This window comes from Blastococcus sp. SYSU D00695 (assembly GCF_054050555.1).
Genome location: NZ_JBJGZP010000020.1, coordinates 1 through 18,146 on the forward strand (window position 1 = coordinate 1; position 18,146 = coordinate 18,146).

Genomic DNA, 18,146 nt, shown 5'->3' on the forward strand with positions numbered 1-18,146 from the left:
CACCACACCCAGAGGATGCAGTGCACGGGGTAATACTTGGCACTGACTTTCGGCACGCTGTTGAGTTCTCAAGGAACGGACGCGCGAAGAACCAGACCCCCTGCGGGGCCCTCGTCAACGGCGGCTTTTCCCACTGTACGCCAGCCTCGGAGCGGCGCCACCCCGGGGGGTTCTCGCCTCGCTCCGCTCGCCCTTGCGGGCCGCGCTGGCAACAGGGAGAACCATACACGCCTCCGGAGGGCCGTGCACGGGGGGGGTCCCCCTGGGCGCGGCGGCCGCTGTCCGCGGTCGCCGCGGGAGGACGAACGACCAGGTCAGAGACCCAGGAAGGTCTCGATGCCGACCGTCAGGCCGGGTCGGCGACCCACCTCGCGCACCGCGAGCAGCACACCGGGCATGAACGACGCCCGGTCGTAGGAGTCGTGGCGGATGGTCAGGGTCTCCCCCTCCGCGCCCATGAGCACCTCCTGGTGCGCGACGAGCCCGCTGAGCCGGACGGCGTGCACGGGCACCCCCTCGACGTCGGCTCCCCGGGCACCGGGCAGCGAGTCGCTGGTGGCGTCCGGCTGCGCGGGCATGCCGGCGGCCCGCCGCGCGTCCGCGACGAGCCGGGCGGTCCGGACGGCCGTCCCCGAGGGTGCGTCGACCTTGTGCGGGTGGTGCAGCTCGACGATCTCGGTGGAGGGGAAGAAGCGCGCCGCCTCCTGGGCGAAGCGCATCAGGAGGATCGCGCCGATGCCGAAGTTGGGGGCGATCACCACGCCCAGGTCGGGCTTGGGCTCCAGCCAGGCGCGCACCGTGTCCAGGCGCTCCTGGTCGAAGCCCGTCGTCCCCACCACGCAGTGGATGTCGTTGTCGATGCAGAAGCGGATGTTGTCCATGACGACGTCCGGGCGGGTGAAGTCGACGACCACCTGCGCGCCCGCGTCGGCCACGTTGAACAGCCAGTCACCCGCGTCGACCATCGCGACCAGCTCCATGTCCGAGCTCGCGCTGACCGCCTTGACGACCTCGGCCCCCATCCGGCCCCGCGCGCCGAGCACGCCCACGGACACGAGCGGGGACTCCGCGCCGGCGGTGTCGGGGGCCTGCGGGTCGGGGGTGGGATCAGCGCTGGTCACCGGCTCAGGCTTCCCGGCGCCGGCGCCGCGCGCAAGACGCCGTCCGCCTACCGGGACGACCGATCGCGCCGGGACCGGGACCAGAGCAGCCGGGAGCGGGACCACAGCAGCAGGCCCAGGCCCACGCCGGCCACGTCGGCGACGGCGTCCGCCACCGAGCCGGAGCGCTCCAACGGGGCGAGCGCCTGCACCACCTCGCTGACCGCCGCGTAGGCGACCAGCAGCACGGCCAGGCCACGGGGCGCGACGCCCGCCCACCGGCCCGCGAGCGCCAGCGCCAGGAACAGGCCGAAGTGGACGAGCTTGTCCACGCCCGCGGGCGCCGAGGGGACGTCGTCGCCGGGCGTGAACAGCACCGCCAGCGACACGAGGACGGTGACCGCGAGCACGCCCCGGGACAGCGCCCCGTGGACCGCGAGGGCCGGGTGCGTCATCGCAGCCGGTCGAGGTCGGACTCGCGGTAGGGACCGACGACCGCCAGGCACGTGGGACGGGTCAGCAGGTCCGCCGCCACCGTCCCCACCTGCTCGGGGTCCACCGCGTCGATGCGGGTCAGCACCTCGCGCACGGGCACGTACTCGCCGTGCGCCAGCTCGCTCTTGCCCAGCCGGCTCATCCGGGAGCCGGTGTCCTCGAGCCCGAGGACGAGACCGCCCCGCAGCTGGCCGCGGGCGCGGGCCACCTCCTCGGCGGTCAGCCCGTCGGCGGCGACGCGCGCGAGCTCCTCCCGCACCAGCCGCAGGACCTCGGGCACCCGCTTGGGCGAGCACGCCGCGTAGACCGAGAACGAGCCGGTGCCGGCGTGGTGCGTCAGGGCCGAGCCCACGCTGTACACCAGCCCGCGCTTCTCCCGGATCTCCTGGAACAGCCGAGAGCTCATCCCCCCGCCGACGGCGGTCTCCAGGACCGCGGCGGCGTGCCGGCGCTCGTCGTGCCGCCCGATCGCCAGGGCTCCCAGCAGCAGGTGCGTCTGCTCGGTGCGCCGGCGGATCAGGCCCGTCTCCCGGGCCGGCGCCTCGGGGGCGGCGGCGCCCGTGCGCAGCGGCGCGGGCCCGGCGGATCCCGTGAGCCGCTCCCCGAAGACCTTCTGCACGAGCTCGAGCACCTGCGCGTGGGTGACCCGACCGGCGGCGGTGACGACGATCGAGGGGACGGCGTACCGGCTGCGGTACCAGCCGTCGACGTCGTCGCGCGTCAGCGACTCGATCGACTCGACCGTCCCCAGCACGGAGCGGCCCAGCTCGGTCGCGCCGAAGAGCGTCTCGGCGAACAGGTCGTACACGGCGTCGGCCGGCTCGTCGTCGCGCATGGCGATCTCCTCGAGCACGACGGTGCGCTCGCTCTCGAGGTCCGCGGCGGTGTTCAGGGCGTCGGTGACCAGGTCCCCGAGGATCGCCACGGCCAGCGGCAGGTCGCTGGCGAGCACGTTCGCGTAGTAGCAGGTGTGCTCCTTGGCGGTGAAGGCGTTCATCTCACCGCCGACGGCGTCCATCGCCGTCGCGATCTCCAGCGCGCTGCGGGTGCGCGTGCCCTTGAACAGCAGGTGCTCGAGGAAGTGCGAGGAACCGGCCAGGGCGTCGGTCTCGTCGCGCGAACCGACACCCACCCAGATGCCGACCGTCGCCGACAGCACCCCGGGCATGGTCTCGGTCAGGACCCGCAGCCCGCCGGGCAGCAGCGTGCGCTCCACCCGGCCGCCGACCTCGTCGACGTCCAGGACCTGGGTCACGCCGACCCGCGGGAGACCGGCCCCGGGGGTCGTGTCGGGGAACCCGCTCACGCGTCCTGCGCGGCGGCCTCGGCAGGAGCGGCCTCGGCGGCGGGGGCCTGGCCGGCACCCTCGCCGTCCGCGGCCACCGGCACGAGGCTGATCTTGCCGCGGGCGTCGATGTCGCTGATCTCGACCTGCAGCTTGTCGCCGACGTTCACGACGTCCTCGACCTTGCCGATGCGCTTGCCGCCACCGAGCTTGCTGATGTGGACCAGGCCGTCCTTGCCGGGCAGCAGGGACACGAAGGCGCCGAACGGCGTGGTCTTGACGACCGTGCCGAGGAAGCGCTCGCCGACCTTGGGCATCTGCGGGTTGGCGATGGCGTTGATCCGGTCCACCGCGGCCTGGGCCGAGGGGCCGTCGGACGCGCCGACGTAGATCGTGCCGTCGTCCTCGATGGTGATGTCCGCGCCGGTCTCGTCCTGGATCGCGTTGATCATCTGGCCCTTGGGGCCGATGACCGCGCCGATCTTGTCGACCGGGATCCGCACCGTGGTGACGCGCGGGGCGTACGGGCTCATCTCGTCGGGGCCGTCGATGGCCTCGCCCATGACGTCGAGGATGTGCAGCCGGGCCGCGCGGGCCTGGGTCAGCGCACCGGCGAGGACGTCGGAGGGGATGCCGTCGAGCTTCGTGTCCAGCTGCAGCGCGGTCACGAACTCCTTGGTGCCGGCGACCTTGAAGTCCATGTCACCGAAGGCGTCCTCGGCACCGAGGATGTCGGTCAGCGCGACGTACTCGGTCTTCCCGTCGACCTCGTCGGAGACCAGGCCCATGGCGATGCCGGCGACCGGCGCCTTCAGCGGCACGCCGGCGTTGAGCAGCGCCAGGGTCGAGGCGCAGACCGAGCCCATCGAGGTCGAGCCGTTGGAGCCCAGCGCCTCCGACACCTGCCGGATCGCGTAGGGGAACTCCTCGCGGTCGGGCAGCACCGGCAGCAGCGCCCGCTCGGCGAGCGCGCCGTGGCCGATCTCGCGGCGCTTGGGCGAGCCCACGCGGCCGGTTTCACCGGTGGAGTACGGCGGGAAGTTGTAGTTGTGCATGTAGCGCTTGCGCGTCTCGGGCGACAGCGTGTCCAGCTGCTGCTCCATGCGGAGCATGTTCAGCGTGGTGATGCCCAGGATCTGGGTCTCGCCGCGCTCGAACAGCGCCGAGCCGTGCACCCGCGGGACGACCTCGACCTCGGCGGACAGCGGCCGGATGTCGGTGACGCCGCGGCCGTCGATGCGGACCTTGTCGCGCAGGATGCGCTGGCGGACGACCTTCTTGGTCACCGAGCGGAAGGCGGCCGAGACCTCCTTCTCGCGGCCCTCGAACCGGTCGGCCAGGGCGGCCTTCACGGCCTCCTTGAGCTCGTCGGTCGCGGTCTCGCGCTCCTGCTTGCCGGCGATGGCCTGGACCTCGGCCAGCTTCGCGGCGGCCTCGGCCTCGACGGCGGCGTACACGTCGTCCTGGTAGTCCAGGAAGCGCGGGAAGTCGGCGACCGGCTTGGCGGCCTTCGCGGCCAGCGCGGCCTGCGCGTCGCACAGCGCCTTGATGAACGGCTTGGCCGCCTCCAGGCCCTGGGCGACGACCTCCTCGGTCGGGGCGGTGGCTCCGCCGGCGACCAGCTCGATCGTCTTCTCGGTGGCCTCGGCCTCGACCATCATGATCGCGACGTCGCCGTCGGGCAGGGCGCGCCCGGCCACGACCATGTCGAACACGGCCTCCTCGAGCTCCGTGTGCGTCGGGAAGGCGACCCACTGCCCGCGGATCAGCGCGACCCGGGTGCCACCGATCGGGCCGGAGAACGGCAGACCCGACAGCTGGGTGGACGCCGAGGCGCCGTTGATGGCCAGCACGTCGTACAGGTGCGACGGGTCCAGCGACATGACGGTGATGACGACCTGGACCTCGTTGCGCAGGCCCTTGGCGAAGGTCGGGCGCAGCGGGCGGTCGATCAGGCGGCAGGTGAGGATCGCGTCCTCCGACGGCCGGCCCTCGCGGCGGAAGAACGAGCCGGGGATGCGCCCGGCGGCGTACATGCGCTCCTCGACGTCGACCGTCAGCGGGAAGAAGTCGAAGTGCTCCTTGGGCTGCTTGCCGGCCGTGGTGGCCGACAGCAGCATGGTGTCGCCCATCGTGACGACGACGGAGCCGGCGGCCTGCTTGGCGAGGCGGCCGGTCTCGAAGGTGATGCTGCGGCTGCCGAAGCTGCCGTTGTCGATGACCGCGGTGGCGGTGGTGACCCCGTCCTCGGGGTCGAACTCGGCAGCGGTGCTGCTGGTGGTGGTGGGTGCGGACACGTCGTCCTCTTCCTACGTCGCATGCGGCGACGTCCTCTATTGGCGCTTCCGCGCCGGGTGTCCTCTCGTGGCGCCCGCGCCGACTGCGTCCGGGGGGCGACCGGTCTTCGAGAGAGACCCCCGGGGGCCGGCGTCCCAGGAGGACGGCGTACCCGGGGACCACCACCGAGGACCGGACCGCATCGGGCCGGGTCGGCCGGGGGCCGGGGCTCCCGTGCGGCGGGTGCCGCACGAGAGAGGGGACCGTCCCGGCCGGGACGGTCCCCTCGACGTGCTAGCGGCGCAGACCCAGCCGCTCGATGAGCGAGCGGTACCGGTTGATGTCGGTCTTCGCCAGGTAGTTCAGCAGCCGCCGGCGACGGCCGACCAGCAGGAGCAGGCCCCGCCGGCTGTGGTGGTCGTGCTTGTGCTGCTTGAGGTGCTCGGTGAGGTCGCTGATGCGACGCGTCAGCATCGCCACCTGGACCTCGGGGGAGCCGGTGTCGTTCTCGACCGTGGCGTACTCGGTCATGATCTGCTTCTTGGTCGCGCTCTCGAGCGCCATCGGTCGCCTCCCGGCGGGCAGGTGTGCGCCCCCGGTCTGAACCACGGGGGCAGGTGGACACACGAGTCGGGTCACACCCGACGCCCCAGGTTACCTGACCGTCACAGTCCGAGGACGGTTCGGGCCTGCACGAGGTCGTTCCCCATCGCCGAGACGAGCTCGGTCATCCCGGCGAAGCGCTGCATCCCGCGGAGCCGGACGGCGAACTCCACGCCGGCGTGCTCGCCGTACAGGTCGCCGTCCCAGTCGATGAGGTGCGCCTCCACCGTGCGGCGGGTGGCGTCGAAGGTGGGGTTGGTGCCGACCGAGATCGCCGCCGGGAACCGGGCCCCGCTGGTGCCGTCGACGGCCCGGATCACGAAGTGCCCGGCGTAGACCCCGTCGGCCGGGATGGCGGTGTAGGCGGGGCTCTCCACGTTGGCCGTCGGGTAGCCCATCTGCCGGCCGCGGCGGTGCCCGCGGACGACGACGCCGTCGACGCGGTGCGGACGCCCCAGGGCGGCGGCCGCCGAGCGCATGTCCCCGGCCGCGACGCAGGCGCGCACGTAGGTGGAGGAGATGGTGAGCTCCTCCTCCTCGGCGAGGCTGGCCAGCCCCACGCCCTCCACGGAGAAGCCGAAACGCCGGCCCTCGGCGACGAGCGTGTCGAGGGTCCCGGCGGCGCGGTGGCCGTAGGTGAAGTTGTCCCCCACGACGACGTGCGAGGCGTGCAGCGTGGAGACGAGCACCGTGTGGGTGAACGACTCCGGCGACAGCCGCATGAGGTCGGCGGTGAAGGGCAGCACGCACATGGCGTCCACCCCCAGTGCCGCGACCAGCTCGGCCTTGCGCTCGAGCGAGGTGAGGATCGCCGGGTGCGAGCCCGGCCGGACGACCTCGGCCGGGTGCGGGTCGAACGTGAGGAGCAGGCAGGGCCGGCCCAGGGAGCGGGCGCGGGCGACGGCGGCGCCGATCAGCTTCTGGTGGCCCCGGTGGACGCCGTCGTACATGCCCACCGTGACGACCGTCCGCCCCAGGTCACCCGGGACCGCCTCGAACCCGCGCCAGCGCAGCACCTCAGCCGACCCGGTGCAGCCAGCCGTGACCGTCGGCCACCCGGCCGTGCTGGATGTCGAGCAGGTGCTCGCGCAGGCGCATCGTCAGCGGTCCGGGGCGGCCGTCGCCCACGGTGAAGTCCCCGGTGCGGGCCTTGACCTCGCCGACGGGCGTGATCACGGCGGCGGTGCCGCACGCGAAGGTCTCGGTGACCGTCCCGTCGGCCACGCCGGCCCGCCACTCGTCGACGCTGAACTTGCGCTCGGTCACGCGGTGGCCCAGCTCCCGGGCGACGGTGATGAGCGAGTCGCGGGTGATGCCGGGCAGCAGCGTGCCGGTGAGCTCGGGCGTGACCAGCTCGGCGTCGTCGCCGGAGCCGAGGACGAAGAACAGGTTCATCCCGCCCATCTCCTCGACCCAGCGCTTCTCGTGCGCGTCGAGCCAGACGACCTGGTCGCAGCCGGCGTCGATCGCCTGCTCCTGGGCCAGCAGGCTGGCCGCGTAGTTGCCGGCGCACTTGACGTCGCCGGTGCCCCCGGGCGCGGCCCGGATGTAGTCCTCGGACAGGTACACCGAGACCGGGTGCACGCCCCGGGGGAAGTAGGCACCGGCGGGGCTGGCGATGACCAGGAACAGGTACTCGTGCGCCGGCCGCACGCCGAGGAACGGCTCGGTGGCCAGCTGGTAGGGCCGCAGGTACAGCGTCTGGTCGGGGCCGGTGGGCACCCAGTCCCGGTCGGCGTCGACGAGGGCGTCGACGGCGGCGAGGAAGGCCCGCTCGGGCACCGGCGGCATGGCCAGGCGGCGGGCGCTGCGGGCGAAGCGGGCGGCGTTGGCCTCCGGGCGGAAGGTCGCGACGCTGCCGTCGGGCTGGGCGTAGGCCTTGAGCCCCTCGAAGATCGACTGGGCGTAGTGCAGCGCGGCCGTCGCCGGGTCCACCTGCAGCGGGGCGTAGCCGGTCAGCCGGGCGTCGTACCAGCCCTCACCGGCGCGGTAGCGCGCGACGAACATGGAGTCGGTGAAGAAGCGGCCGAAGCCCGGGTCGGCGAGGACCTGCTGCCGCTCGGCGTCGGAGCGGCGCCGGACGTCCTCCACGACCACCGGGACGCCCTCGGTGAACTCCCGCGGGGAGGTGCGGCTGTCGTCGAGGGTGTCGGTCATGGCTCCCACCTGCGTGTCCGGGTGGGCCCGGCGGTGCTGCGGACCCACCCGGCCACACTAGTCCGGCCGCCGCGGCGGGGCCCGCCGCCGTCCGGCGCCAGGCCCCCGCCCGGGTCAGGCCTGGTGGTCCTGCCCGGCCCTCGGGCCGGCGGACTCGATGACCTCGTAGGACCACAGGTGCGAGGAGCTGGCCGCGGCCGGGGCGAGGGTGTCGCCGCCGCCGGAGTGGGCGCGGTCGAAGTCCTGGCCCGACTGCCAGGCCTCGTAGGCGGCCTCGTCGGTCCACCGCGTGTAGACCAGGTACTGGTCGGTGCCCTCCTGCGGGCGCAGCAGCTCGAACCACTCGAAGCCGGGGGTGTCCTCGACCGCGCCGGCCCGTCCGCGGAAGCGCTCCTCGAAGCGCTCCTGCCGCTCCTTGGGCACGGTGATCGCGTTGATCTTCACGACGCTCATGCCGCTGCCACTTCCCCGCCCCGCGCGACGTCAACCACCGGCCGCGGCCGGGCGGCTCCCCCGGTCACCCGGGCGGGAACCCCACGGACACCCGCGCGGTGGGCCCGGCGTCCTCCAGGAGCGCGACCAGCCGCCCCGCCGGGTCCACGGCCGCGACCAGCCCGGCGGTGCCCGTGGCGGGGACCCGCTGCCCGTATCCGAGGGCCGTCGCCTCCTCGGCGGTGACCGCCCGCCGCGGGAAGACGGCGGTGGCCGCCGCGGTCAGCGACAGCACCCCGCGCCCGCCCCCGGTGGTCAGGGCCGCCGCGGCGTCCTCCACCGGCGCGGCCTGCGCCGTGGTGAACGGGCCCGACGCGGTGCGCCGGAGCGCGGTCAGGTGCCCGCCGACCCCGAGGGCGGCGCCGGCGTCCCGGGCGATCGCGCGGATGTAGGTGCCGGCGGAGCACTCGACGGTCACGTCGACGTCGAGGACCTCGGGCGAGGGACGGCGGACCGCGTGCACCTCCAGCCGGTGCACGGTGACCGCGCGCGGCGCCAGGACGACCTCCTCCCCCGCCCGCACCCGGTCGTAGGAGCGCCGGCCGTCCACCTTGACCGCGCTCACCGACGAGGGCACCTGGGAGAGCGCGCCGGTCTGCGCCGCCAGCGCGGTGCGCACGGCGTCGTCGTCGAGGTGCCCGGCCGGGGTGGCGGCGAGGACCTCGCCCTCCCGGTCGTCGGTGACCGTGCTCTGCCCGAGCCGGATCGTCGCCTCGTAGGTCTTGTCGTGCCCGCCGAGGTGGCCCAGCAGCCGGGTGGCGGCGCCGACCCCCAGCACCAGCAGGCCGGTGGCCATCGGGTCGAGGGTGCCGGCGTGCCCGATGCGGCGGACCGACAGCGCCCGCCGGGCGCGGGCGACGACGTCGTGGGAGGTCATCCCGCCGGGCTTGTCGACCAGCAGGACCGAGGGGGCGACGTCGGCGTCGGGACGGCGGGGGCTCATGTCCCCACCGTCGCAGGCGCGCTCAGCCACCGGTCCCCCGCCACCCGGACGAGGACCGCGACCAGCCGCAGGGCGATGAACAGCGTCAGCCCCGTCCACACCCCGGCCAGCCCGAGGCCGAGCGGCCCGGCCAGCAGCGACAGCGGCAGGAAGCCCAGGACCGCCGCGCCGATGGTCACCGTCCGCAGGTAGCCGACGTCCCCGGCGCCCATGAGGACGCCGTCCAGGGCGAACACGACCCCGGCCAGCGGCTGGAACCCGGCGAGGAACCACCACACGAGCTCCGCCTGCGCGCGGACGGCCGGATCGCCGGTGAACAGCGGCACGAGCACGTCGCGCAGCGCGAGGAGGACGGCGGCGACGAGCAGCCCCGTGCCCAGCCCCCAGCGGGCCACCCGGACCGCGGTGGCCCGGGCGCGGTCCACCTGCCCGGCACCCAGCGCGTGGCCGACCAGGGTCTGCGCGGCGATCGCGTAGGCGTCGAGGACGAGGGCGAGGAAGAAGAAGAGCTGCAGGGCGATCTGGTGCGCGCCCAGCTGCGCCGTCCCCGCCCGCGCGGCGACCCCGGCCGCCACCAGGAACGCCAGCTGCAGCACGGCGGCGCGCAGCAGCAGGTCGCGGCCGAGCACCAGCTGCGCGCGGACCGCCCGCGGGCGGGGCCGCCAGCCGGCGCCCTCCCGCACGAGGGCGCGGACGAACAGCGCCGCGGTGAGCGCCTGGCCGACGACGTTGGCGACCGCCGAGCCGGGCAGGCCCATGCCCGCGGTGTGCACCAGCAGGGGGCACAGCAGCAGGCTGGTGAGGCTGCCGGAGAGGACGTAGCGGACCGGGCGGCGCAGCTCCTGCACCCCGCGCAGCCAGCCGTTGCCGGCCAGGGAGACCAGCAGCAGCGGCGCGCCCAGGCCGGCGATGCGCAGCCACTGCTCCCCCGCCTCGGCCACCGGTCCCGCACCGCCGGCCAGCAGCCGGGTCAGCGGGCCGGCCAGCAGCTGGAACCCGGCCAGCACGAGCAGGCCGAGGACGACGGCCAGCCACGTGGCCTGCACGCCCTCGGCGACGGCACCGGCGCGGTCGCCGGCCCCGGCCCGCCGCGCGGCACGGGCGGTGGTGCCGTAGGCGAGGAAGTTCAGCAGCGCCGCGGCCCAGGCGAGCAGGCCGCCCCCGACGGCCAGCCCGGCCAGCGGGACGGTGCCGAGGTTGCCCACGACCGCCGTGTCGACCAGCAGGTACAGCGGCTCGGCGGCGAGGACGACGAGCGCGGGCAGCGCCAGCGCCAGGACCCCGGGCTGCGGTCCGGTGGACCGCGCCGTCATCGGGCGAGCTCGGCCCGGATGGCGGCGATGGTGCCCTCGCGGTCGGTGCGCGACGTGAAGCCGGCCGCGGCGCGGTGGCCGCCGCCACCGAGCGCGGTGGCGACGCGCGCGACGTCGGTGGTCCCCCGGGAGCGCAGCGAGACCGACCACGTGCCGTCGTCCTGCCCCTTGAGCACGCAGGCCACGTCCGCCTCCTCCGTCGAGCGGACGACGTCGACGAGCGCCTCGAGCTGCTCGCCGGGCAGGCCGTGCTCGGCGGCCTCGGCGGTGCTGGACCACGTCCACACCAGGCCCGAGCCGACGCCGGCCTCCAGCCGGGCCCGGCCGGTGACCCGCGACAGCAGCCCGAGCCAGCCGAACGGCGCGGTGTCGAACAGCCGGCGGCTGATGCCGGCGTGGTCGATCCCCACCTCGAGCAGCCGGGCGGCCAGCCGGTGGGTGTCGGGGCGGGTGCTGCCGAAGCGGAAGGACCCGGTGTCGGCGGCCAGACCGGCGTACAGGCAGGTGGCCAGCCGGGCGTCGAGGGAGATCCCGAGCTCGTCGAGCAGGTCGGCGACCAGCGTGACCGTCGCGGGCGCGGTGGGGTCGACGACGCGGACGTCGCCGAAGCCGGGGTTGCTCGCGTGGTGGTCGACGACGACCGACGTCCCCGCGCGCTCCAGCAGGGGCGCGAGCTCCCCCAGCCGGCCGGGCGAGGCGGCGTCCAGGCTGACGAACACGTCCGGCGAGGTGGGGACGTCCCCGGAGGGCACCAGGCCGGCCGCCCCCGGCAGCCAGGAGAGGGTGGCCGGCAGCACGAACGGCGCGGGGAACGTCGCGAGCACCCGCGCCCCGCAGCGGCGCAGGGCGTCGGCCAGGGCCAGGGTCGACCCCAGCGCGTCGGCGTCGGGCTGCACGTGCGCGGACAGGACGACGGTGGCGCGCGCGGCCGCGGCCTCGGCGAGGACCCCGGCCGCCGTCCGCGCCGCGTCCGGGACCGGCTCGGCGGTCACGACCCCGGGGCCGGGTCGGCGACCGGTGGCGCGTCGGGCTCCTCGCGCACGGCGCCGCCGGCGACCGGGATGGGCGGGCCGGCGTCGTCGGGCTGGTCGGCGGCGATGCTCGGGGCCTCCCCGATCCGGCCGGTCTTCCCGCCCCGCGTCGGGTCGCCGCCGGCCGGCATCTCCCGGCCGCCCAGCTCGGCCCGGTCGAGGCCCTCGTCGGCCAGGCGCGGGTCCGGGTCGTTCTCGCTCACCGGCTCAGCTCCGGCTCTCGGCGGGCGCGTCGGTGGCGGCGGGCTCCTCGTCGTCCGCCCGGTCGGCTGCGCCGTCCTCCTCGTCGTCCTCCGCCGGCTTGCGGTAGGGGTCGGCCTCGCCCGCGTACTGGGCGCCCTCGCGAGCCCGGGCCAGCTCCTCGTCGGCGTGGCGGGCGCGCTCGAGCGCGAGCTCCAGCTCCCGCGCGGTGTCCGGGACGATGTCGGCGACGAAGGTCAGCGTCGGCACGAACTTGACGCCGGTCTGCTTGCCGACCGTGGCGCGCAGGATGCCGGTGGCGCTGGCGAGCGCCCGCGCGGAGTCGGCGATCTGCGTCTCGTCGCCGTAGACGGTGTAGAAGACCGTGGCCTCCCGGAGGTCCCCGGTCACCTTCGCGTCGGTCACGGTGACCATGCCCAGGCGGGGGTCCTTGATCTGCATCTCGATCGCCTCGGAGACGATCTGTCGGATGCGCACCGCGAGCTTGCGGGCGCGGGCCGGGTCGGCCATCGGACCTCCTGGGTGTGAGGACCCCGTCCTGGCCGGCCCCGCACGTCCGGGGCGGGCTCCAGGTGGGGCCGTCGGGTCTGACTCGCGGGCTAGTCCGAGTCGCTGAACAGCTGCCGGTGCGTCGACAGCAGCGTCACCTCGGGACGGTCGGCCAGCAACCGCTCGCAGGCGTCGAGGACGTCGGTCACCTGACCGGCGTCCCCGGCCACCGTGGCGACCGCGACCTGCGCGCGGCGGTGCAGGTCCTGGTCGCCGACCTCGGCGGCGGCCACGGCGAACCGGCGCCGCAGCTCGGCCGTGATCGGCCGGACCACGCCCCGCTTCTCCTTGAGCGAGTGCACGTCGCCCAGCAGCAGGTCGGCGGTGAGCGTGCCCGTGAACACGCTCACCACCTCCTGTCTGCCGGACGGCCCCCACCGCTCGTGCCCGGCGGCAGGCCCCTCAGCGGGGGCCCGCCGCGGGCATGCGAGCGGTGGGGGGCGACGGGGTCCTTCCTCAGTCGCGCGGCTTCTCGCGCATCTCGAAGGTCTGGATCACGTCGTCGACCTTGATGTCGTTGAACGACCCCAGGCCGATACCGCACTCGTAGCCCTCGCGGACCTCGGTCGCGTCGTCCTTGAAGCGGCGGAGGGACTCCACCGTCAGGTTGTCGGCGACCACGGCACCGTCGCGGATGAGCCGCGCCTTGGAGTTGCGCACGATCGTGCCGCTGCGCACCAGCGAACCGGCGACGTTGCCGATCTTCGGCACCCGGAAGACCTCGCGGACCTCCGCCGTGCCGAGCTGGACCTCCTCGAACTCCGGCTTGAGCATCCCCTTGAGGGCGGCCTCGATCTCGTCGATGGCCTGGTAGATGACCGTGTAGTACCGGACGTCCACACCCTCGCGGTTGGCGAGCTCGGTGGCCTGGCCCTCGGCCCGGACGTTGAAGCCCAGGACGATGACGTCGTCGGCCAGCGCCAGGTCGATGTCGCTCTTGGTGATGCCGCCGACGCCGCGGTGGATGACCCGCAGCGAGATGTCGTCGCTCACCTCGATCTTCATCAGGGCCTCCTCGAGCGCCTCCACGGTGCCCGAGTTGTCGCCCTTGATGATCAGGTTGAGCTGGCGGTTCTCCTTGAGCGCCGCGTCGAGGTCCTCGAGGCTGATCCGCTTGCGCATCGAGGCGTTCTGCGCGTTGCGGATGCGGGCCTGACGACGGTCGGCGATCTGCCGGGCGACGCGGTCCTCCTCGACGACGAGGAAGGTGTCGCCGGCGCGCGGCACCGAGGTGAGACCCACGACCTGCACGGGGCGGGCCGGCAGGGCCTCCTTCAGCTTGTTGCCGTGCTCGTCGAGCAGCGACCGGACGCGGCCGTAGGCGTCGCCGGCCACGATCGAGTCGCCCTGGCGCAGCGTGCCGCGCTGGACGAGCACCGTGGCGACGGGCCCGCGGCCCTTGTCCAGCTTGCCCTCGATGACGACACCCTGCGGGTCCTGCTCGGTGTTCGCGCGCAGGTCCAGCGAGGCGTCGGCGGTGAGCAGGATCGCCGCGAGCAGGTCGTCGAGACCCTGCCGGGTGATCGCGGAGACGTCGACGAACATCGTGTCGCCGCCGTACTCCTCGGCGATGAGGCCGTACTCGGTGAGCTGCTGGCGGATCTTGGCGGGGTTGGCCCCCTCCTTGTCCACCTTGTTGACCGCGACCACGATCGGGACCTCGGCGGCCTGCGCGTGGTTGAGCGCCTCCACCGTCTGCGGCATGACGCCGTCGTCGGCGGCGACCACCAGCACGACGATGTCGGTGGCCTTCGCACCACGGGCACGCATCGCGGTGAACGACTCGTGACCCGGGGTGTCGATGAAGGTGATCGGGCGCTCCTCGCCCTCCAGCTCGGTGACCACCTGGTAGGCGCCGATGTGCTGGGTGATGCCGCCGGCCTCCCGCGCCACCACGTTGGCGTTGCGGATCGCGTCCAGCAGCTTGGTCTTGCCGTGGTCGACGTGACCCATGACGGTCACGACCGGCGGGCGCGGGGCCCAGTCCTCCTCGTCGCCCTCCTCGTCACCGAAGGTGAGGTCGAAGGTCTCGAGGAGCTCGCGGTCCTCGTCCTCGGGGCTGACGACCTGGATGACCCAGCCGATCTCGGCACCGAGCAGCTGCAGCGTGTCGTCGTTGACCGACTGCGTCGCGGTGACCATCTCGCCCAGGTGGAACAGGGCGGTGACCAGCGCGGCCGGCTGGGCGCCGATGCGCTCGGCCAGGTCGGTCAGCGAGGCGCCGCGGGGCAGCCGGACGGTCTGCCCGTTGCCGCGGGGCAGGCTGACGCCGCCCATGCTGGGCGCCGCCATGGAGTCGAACTCCTGGCGCCGCTGCTTCTTGCTCTTGCGGCCGCGGACGGGACCGCGCCCACCCGGACGGCCGAACGCACCCGCGGTGCCCGCACCGGAGCCGCCGCGACCGCGCCCGCGGCCACCGCCGCCACCGCGGAAGCCACCACCGGCCGGCGCGCCGGCACCGGGGGCACCGCCGCCACCGCCGGGACGGAAACCGCCACCGCCACCGGGACCACCCGGGCGACCACGGCCACCGGCACCGCCGGGGCCGCCGCCGGGACGGCCCGCGGGGCGCGGCGGCATCATGCCGGGCGACGGGCGCTGCGGCATCATGCCCGGGTTCGGGCGCGGGCCACCGGGGCCGGGGCCCGGACGGGGACCACCGGGACCGGCCGCCGGACGCGGGCCACCGGCACCGGGGCCCGGACGGGGACCACCGGGACCGGCCGCCGGACGCGGACCACCGGCACCGGGGCCCGGACGCGGACCGCCGGGACCCGGACGAGGGCCGCCGGGACCGGCCGCAGCCGGGTTCGCCGCCGGGCCGGGACGCGGGCCACCGGCCGCCGGGCCGGGACGCGGAGCGCTGCTGAAGGGGTTGTTGCCCGGGCGCGGGGCCGGCCGAGGACCGGGCCGCGGACCCTGACCGCCAGCGGGGGCGCCGGGACGCGGGGCGCCGGGCGCCGCACCGCCGGCGGCGCCGGGACGGGGGGCGGGTGCGCCGGGACGCGGGGCGCCCGGACGCGGACCGGCCGGCGCCTGCGGCGCAGCCGAGGCGGCGGGCGCCTGCGGGGCCGGGGCCTGCGGAGCCGAGGCCGCGGGGGCCTGCGGAGCGGCAGCGGCCGGAGCCTGCGGGGCCGGGGCCTGCGGGGCCGGGGCGGCCGGACGCGGGCCGGGCGTGGGGGCACCCGGGGTCGGGGCGCCGGCCGGGGCGGCGGGGGCCGCGGCGGACGGAGCCGGACGGGGCGCGGGACGCGGGCCCGGGCGCGGGGCCGGGGCCGCCGGCCCGTTGCCGGCACCGGTGCTCGCACCGAGGGCCTCGCGCAGCCGGCGGGCCACGGGGGCCTCGACGGTGGACGAGGCGGACTTCACGAACTCGCCCTGCTCCTTGAGCTTGGCGAGAACGGTCTTGCTGTCGACTCCGAACTCCTTGGCGAGTTCGTGTACGCGGGCTTTGCCTGGCACGGGTCTCCTCTAGGTGAGGCCGGCGGCTGGCCCGCTCGACCTCTTCGTCAGTGGTGCATGGTCATCGTGGGGACTTCACGGCTGGCTCATCCGACGACGTCCTGCTCTCGACGTGCCGGTCCGGCATGGCTGCCGGGCCCGGCTGTGGAACTGCGGTCTGTCGTTCGTTGTCGCCCGTCCCGAGCACGTGGGCCCGGAGCGGACCGGCCTCCACCGGGGTGCTGCAGCGCAGCGCCCGGAGGAAGGCCCGGCGTCTCTCGGCCGCGTGCAGGCACTCCGGGGTGGGGTGCAGCGACGCCCCCCTCCCGGGGAGCACCCGCCGCGGATCGGGGACCAGAGCCCCGTCCACGACGACGACACGCAGCAGATCGGTGACCGGCGCTCTCGACCGGCAGCCCACACACGTGCGCACCGGCTTCGACGATTCGGCCACCCTGCACTCTAGCGCGCCCGGGGCCGCCGATGTTCCGGGCTCGGTCAGCGCCCCACCCGACCGGGGCTGCGGCCACCCGCGCCCCCGCGCCCCGCGCCGCCCGCGCCGGGACGGCCGCCCGGCCCGCCGGGACGACCGCCGGGGCCGCCGGGTGCCCCGCCGGAGCGCAGCGGCGGCCGCCCCACACCCGGCGAGGGCTCGGCGGCGTCGTCGGGCTGGGCGTCGCTGCGGATGTCGATGCGGCACCCGGTGAGCCGCGCGGCCAGGCGGGCGTTCTGGCCCTCCTTGCCGATGGCCAGCGACAGCTGGTAGTCGGGGACGACGACGCGGACGGCCTTCGCCTGCGGGTCGACGACGCGCGCGCTGCTCACGCGGGCCGGGCTGAGCGCGGAGGCGACGAAGGTCGCCGGGTCCTCCGACCAGTCGACGATGTCGATCTTCTCGCCGTGCAGCTCGCTCATGACGTTGCGCACCCGCTGGCCCATCGGGCCGATGCAGGCGCCCTTCGGGTTGAGCCCGGCCACCCCGGTGCGGACGGCGATCTTGGACCGGTGCCCGGCCTCCCGCGCGACCGCGACGATCTCGACGCTGCCGTCGGCGATCTCGGGCACCTCGAGGGCGAACAGCTTGCGCACCAGGTTCGGGTGCGTGCGCGAGATGGTGACCTGCGGCCCGCGGATGGTCCGCGCGACGGACACCACGTAGGCCTTCAGGCGGCTGCCGTGCGGATAGGACTCCCCCGGCACCTGCTCGGCCGGCGGGAGGACGGCCTCCACCTTGCCGATGTCCAGCAGCACGGCGCCCTGGGCGTTGCGGCGGGCGTCGGCCTGCACGATGCCGCTGACGATGTCGCCCTCCTTGCCCGCGTACTCGCCGAAGGTCTGCTCGTGCTCGGCGTCCCGCAGCCGCTGCACGATGACCTGCTTGGCGGTGCTCGCGGCGATCCGCCCGAAGTCCGAGGGGGTGTCGTCCCACTCGCGCACGACCTCGCCATCGGCGCCCAGCTCCTGTGCCAGGACCACGGCCTCGCCGGTCTTGCGGTCCACGTGCACGCGCACGTGCCGGGCGGCGCCGTCGGCGTGCCGGTAGGCGGTCACGAGTGCCGTCTCGATGGCCTCGATGACCGTGTCGGCGGGCAGGCCCCGCTCCCGCTCGACCGCCCGGAGGGCGGTCACGTCGATGTTCACTTATCGGTCCTCGATGTCGCTGTCGCTGCTGTCGTCGGTCGGGTCCACGTCGTCGGCGTCCCCGTCGTCGGCGTCCCCGTCGTCGTGCGCGCCGGGGCGGCCGAACTCGACCTGGACGCGGCCGGCGCCCAGCCCCGACCAGGGCACCTGCCGAACGGTCGCCGGCCGGCGGCGGGCGCCGGGCTTGCCGGGGGCCTCGACGGCGAGGGTGACCCCCTCGTCGTCCACGGCCTGCACGCGGCCGGTGACCTGCTCGCCCGACCCGGCCGGGCCGACGGTCACCGTGACCAGGCGACCGGTGTTGCGTCGCCAGTGCCGGTGCTCGGTCAGCGGCCGGTCCACGCCGGGGCTGGTGACCTCGAGCACGTAGGGCGCGCGGCCGAGCTCGCCGTCGTTGTCGTCGAGCGCCGCGGAGACGGCGCGGCTGACCTCGGCGATGTCGTCGAGGGTGACGCCCTCGTCCCGGTCGACGACGACGCGGACCACGCTGCGCCGGCCGGCCGGGGTGACGACGAGCTCCTCGAGGTCGTAGCCGGCCGCGTCGACGACCGGCTGGATCCAGCCGGTGAGCCGGGCGGTGGCGGGATCGGTCCGGCGGCTGGTGGACACGGGCTCCTC

18 protein-coding genes and 1 pseudogene are annotated in these 18,146 nt (G+C 75.1%); all 19 read right to left on the reverse strand.

Features of this window, described 5'->3' with window-relative positions; genetic code table 11:
* Nucleotides 1-314: 314 nt before the first annotated feature.
* Complete coding sequence (gene dapB / locus ACI781_RS13725) at nt 315-1,121, reverse strand: 4-hydroxy-tetrahydrodipicolinate reductase (RefSeq protein ID WP_456566669.1); 807 nt, start codon at nt 1,119-1,121, stop codon at nt 315-317.
* Between the two features lie 47 nt (nt 1,122-1,168).
* The gene (locus ACI781_RS13730) at nt 1,169-1,555 is read right to left on the reverse strand and encodes a VanZ family protein (RefSeq protein WP_456566670.1); all 387 of its coding nucleotides are present in this window, start codon (nt 1,553-1,555) and stop codon (nt 1,169-1,171) included.
* Nucleotides 1,552-2,901: a M16 family metallopeptidase gene (locus tag ACI781_RS13735; protein WP_456566671.1), complete on the reverse strand. Its 1,350-nt coding sequence runs from the start codon at nt 2,899-2,901 to the stop codon at nt 1,552-1,554. The genes ACI781_RS13730 and ACI781_RS13735 overlap by 4 nt, the downstream gene beginning before the upstream one ends.
* Nucleotides 2,898-5,177 carry a polyribonucleotide nucleotidyltransferase gene (locus tag ACI781_RS13740; RefSeq protein WP_456566672.1) on the reverse strand — a complete coding sequence of 760 codons (2,280 nt, stop codon included), beginning with the start codon at nt 5,175-5,177 and terminating at the stop codon, nt 2,898-2,900. The genes ACI781_RS13735 and ACI781_RS13740 overlap by 4 nt, the downstream gene beginning before the upstream one ends.
* A gap of 274 nt (nt 5,178-5,451) precedes the next feature.
* Entirely contained in the window at nt 5,452-5,721 is a 270-nt protein-coding gene (rpsO, locus tag ACI781_RS13745; protein WP_014742314.1) for a 30S ribosomal protein S15, read from the reverse strand.
* Between the two features lie 101 nt (nt 5,722-5,822).
* The gene (locus tag ACI781_RS13750; protein ID WP_456566673.1) at nt 5,823-6,776 is read right to left on the reverse strand and encodes a bifunctional riboflavin kinase/FAD synthetase; all 954 of its coding nucleotides are present in this window, start codon (nt 6,774-6,776) and stop codon (nt 5,823-5,825) included.
* Nucleotide 6,777: 1 nt separating this feature from the next.
* Nucleotides 6,778-7,917 (reverse strand): branched-chain amino acid aminotransferase, encoded by a 1,140-nt coding sequence (locus tag ACI781_RS13755; RefSeq protein WP_456566674.1) that lies wholly within the window; start codon nt 7,915-7,917, stop codon nt 6,778-6,780.
* A gap of 114 nt (nt 7,918-8,031) precedes the next feature.
* Nucleotides 8,032-8,370, reverse strand: coding sequence for an antibiotic biosynthesis monooxygenase family protein (locus ACI781_RS13760; RefSeq protein ID WP_456566675.1), 339 nt, complete (start codon nt 8,368-8,370; stop codon nt 8,032-8,034).
* Nucleotides 8,371-8,434: 64 nt separating this feature from the next.
* A complete protein-coding gene (gene truB / locus ACI781_RS13765; protein ID WP_456566676.1) occupies nt 8,435-9,352 on the reverse strand; it encodes a tRNA pseudouridine(55) synthase TruB in 918 nt (305 codons plus the stop codon).
* Nucleotides 9,349-10,665, reverse strand: coding sequence for an MATE family efflux transporter (locus ACI781_RS13770; RefSeq protein ID WP_456566677.1), 1,317 nt, complete (start codon nt 10,663-10,665; stop codon nt 9,349-9,351). The genes truB and ACI781_RS13770 overlap by 4 nt, the downstream gene beginning before the upstream one ends.
* The gene (locus ACI781_RS13775; RefSeq protein WP_456566678.1) at nt 10,662-11,657 is read right to left on the reverse strand and encodes a DHH family phosphoesterase; all 996 of its coding nucleotides are present in this window, start codon (nt 11,655-11,657) and stop codon (nt 10,662-10,664) included. Before ACI781_RS13775 ends, ACI781_RS13770 begins: the two co-directional genes overlap by 4 nt.
* A complete protein-coding gene (locus ACI781_RS13780; RefSeq protein WP_456566679.1) occupies nt 11,654-11,899 on the reverse strand; it encodes a hypothetical protein in 246 nt (81 codons plus the stop codon). The genes ACI781_RS13775 and ACI781_RS13780 overlap by 4 nt, the downstream gene beginning before the upstream one ends.
* Nucleotides 11,900-11,903: 4 nt before the next feature.
* A complete protein-coding gene (gene rbfA / locus ACI781_RS13785; RefSeq protein ID WP_456566680.1) occupies nt 11,904-12,407 on the reverse strand; it encodes a 30S ribosome-binding factor RbfA in 504 nt (167 codons plus the stop codon).
* Nucleotides 12,408-12,496: 89 nt separating this feature from the next.
* The gene (locus ACI781_RS13790) at nt 12,497-12,796 is read right to left on the reverse strand and encodes a DUF503 domain-containing protein (RefSeq protein ID WP_456566681.1); all 300 of its coding nucleotides are present in this window, start codon (nt 12,794-12,796) and stop codon (nt 12,497-12,499) included.
* 106 nt (nt 12,797-12,902) lie between these two features.
* Nucleotides 12,903-14,738 carry a translation initiation factor IF-2 gene (gene infB / locus ACI781_RS13795; protein WP_456566746.1) on the reverse strand — a complete coding sequence of 612 codons (1,836 nt, stop codon included), beginning with the start codon at nt 14,736-14,738 and terminating at the stop codon, nt 12,903-12,905.
* A 1,023-nt stretch (nt 14,739-15,761) separates the two neighbouring features.
* Nucleotides 15,762-15,908, reverse strand: a pseudogene (locus ACI781_RS13800) (translation initiation factor IF-2 N-terminal domain-containing protein); the annotation flags it as partial.
* A 61-nt stretch (nt 15,909-15,969) separates the two neighbouring features.
* Complete coding sequence (locus ACI781_RS13805; RefSeq protein WP_456566682.1) at nt 15,970-16,341, reverse strand: YlxR family protein; 372 nt, start codon at nt 16,339-16,341, stop codon at nt 15,970-15,972.
* Between the two features lie 44 nt (nt 16,342-16,385).
* Nucleotides 16,386-17,528 carry a transcription termination factor NusA gene (nusA, locus tag ACI781_RS13810; RefSeq protein ID WP_456566683.1) on the reverse strand — a complete coding sequence of 381 codons (1,143 nt, stop codon included), beginning with the start codon at nt 17,526-17,528 and terminating at the stop codon, nt 16,386-16,388.
* On the reverse strand, nt 17,529-18,137 hold the full coding sequence (rimP, locus tag ACI781_RS13815) for a ribosome maturation factor RimP (protein ID WP_456566684.1): 609 nt from the start codon (nt 18,135-18,137) through the stop codon (nt 17,529-17,531).
* Nucleotides 18,138-18,146: the final 9 nt, after the last annotated feature.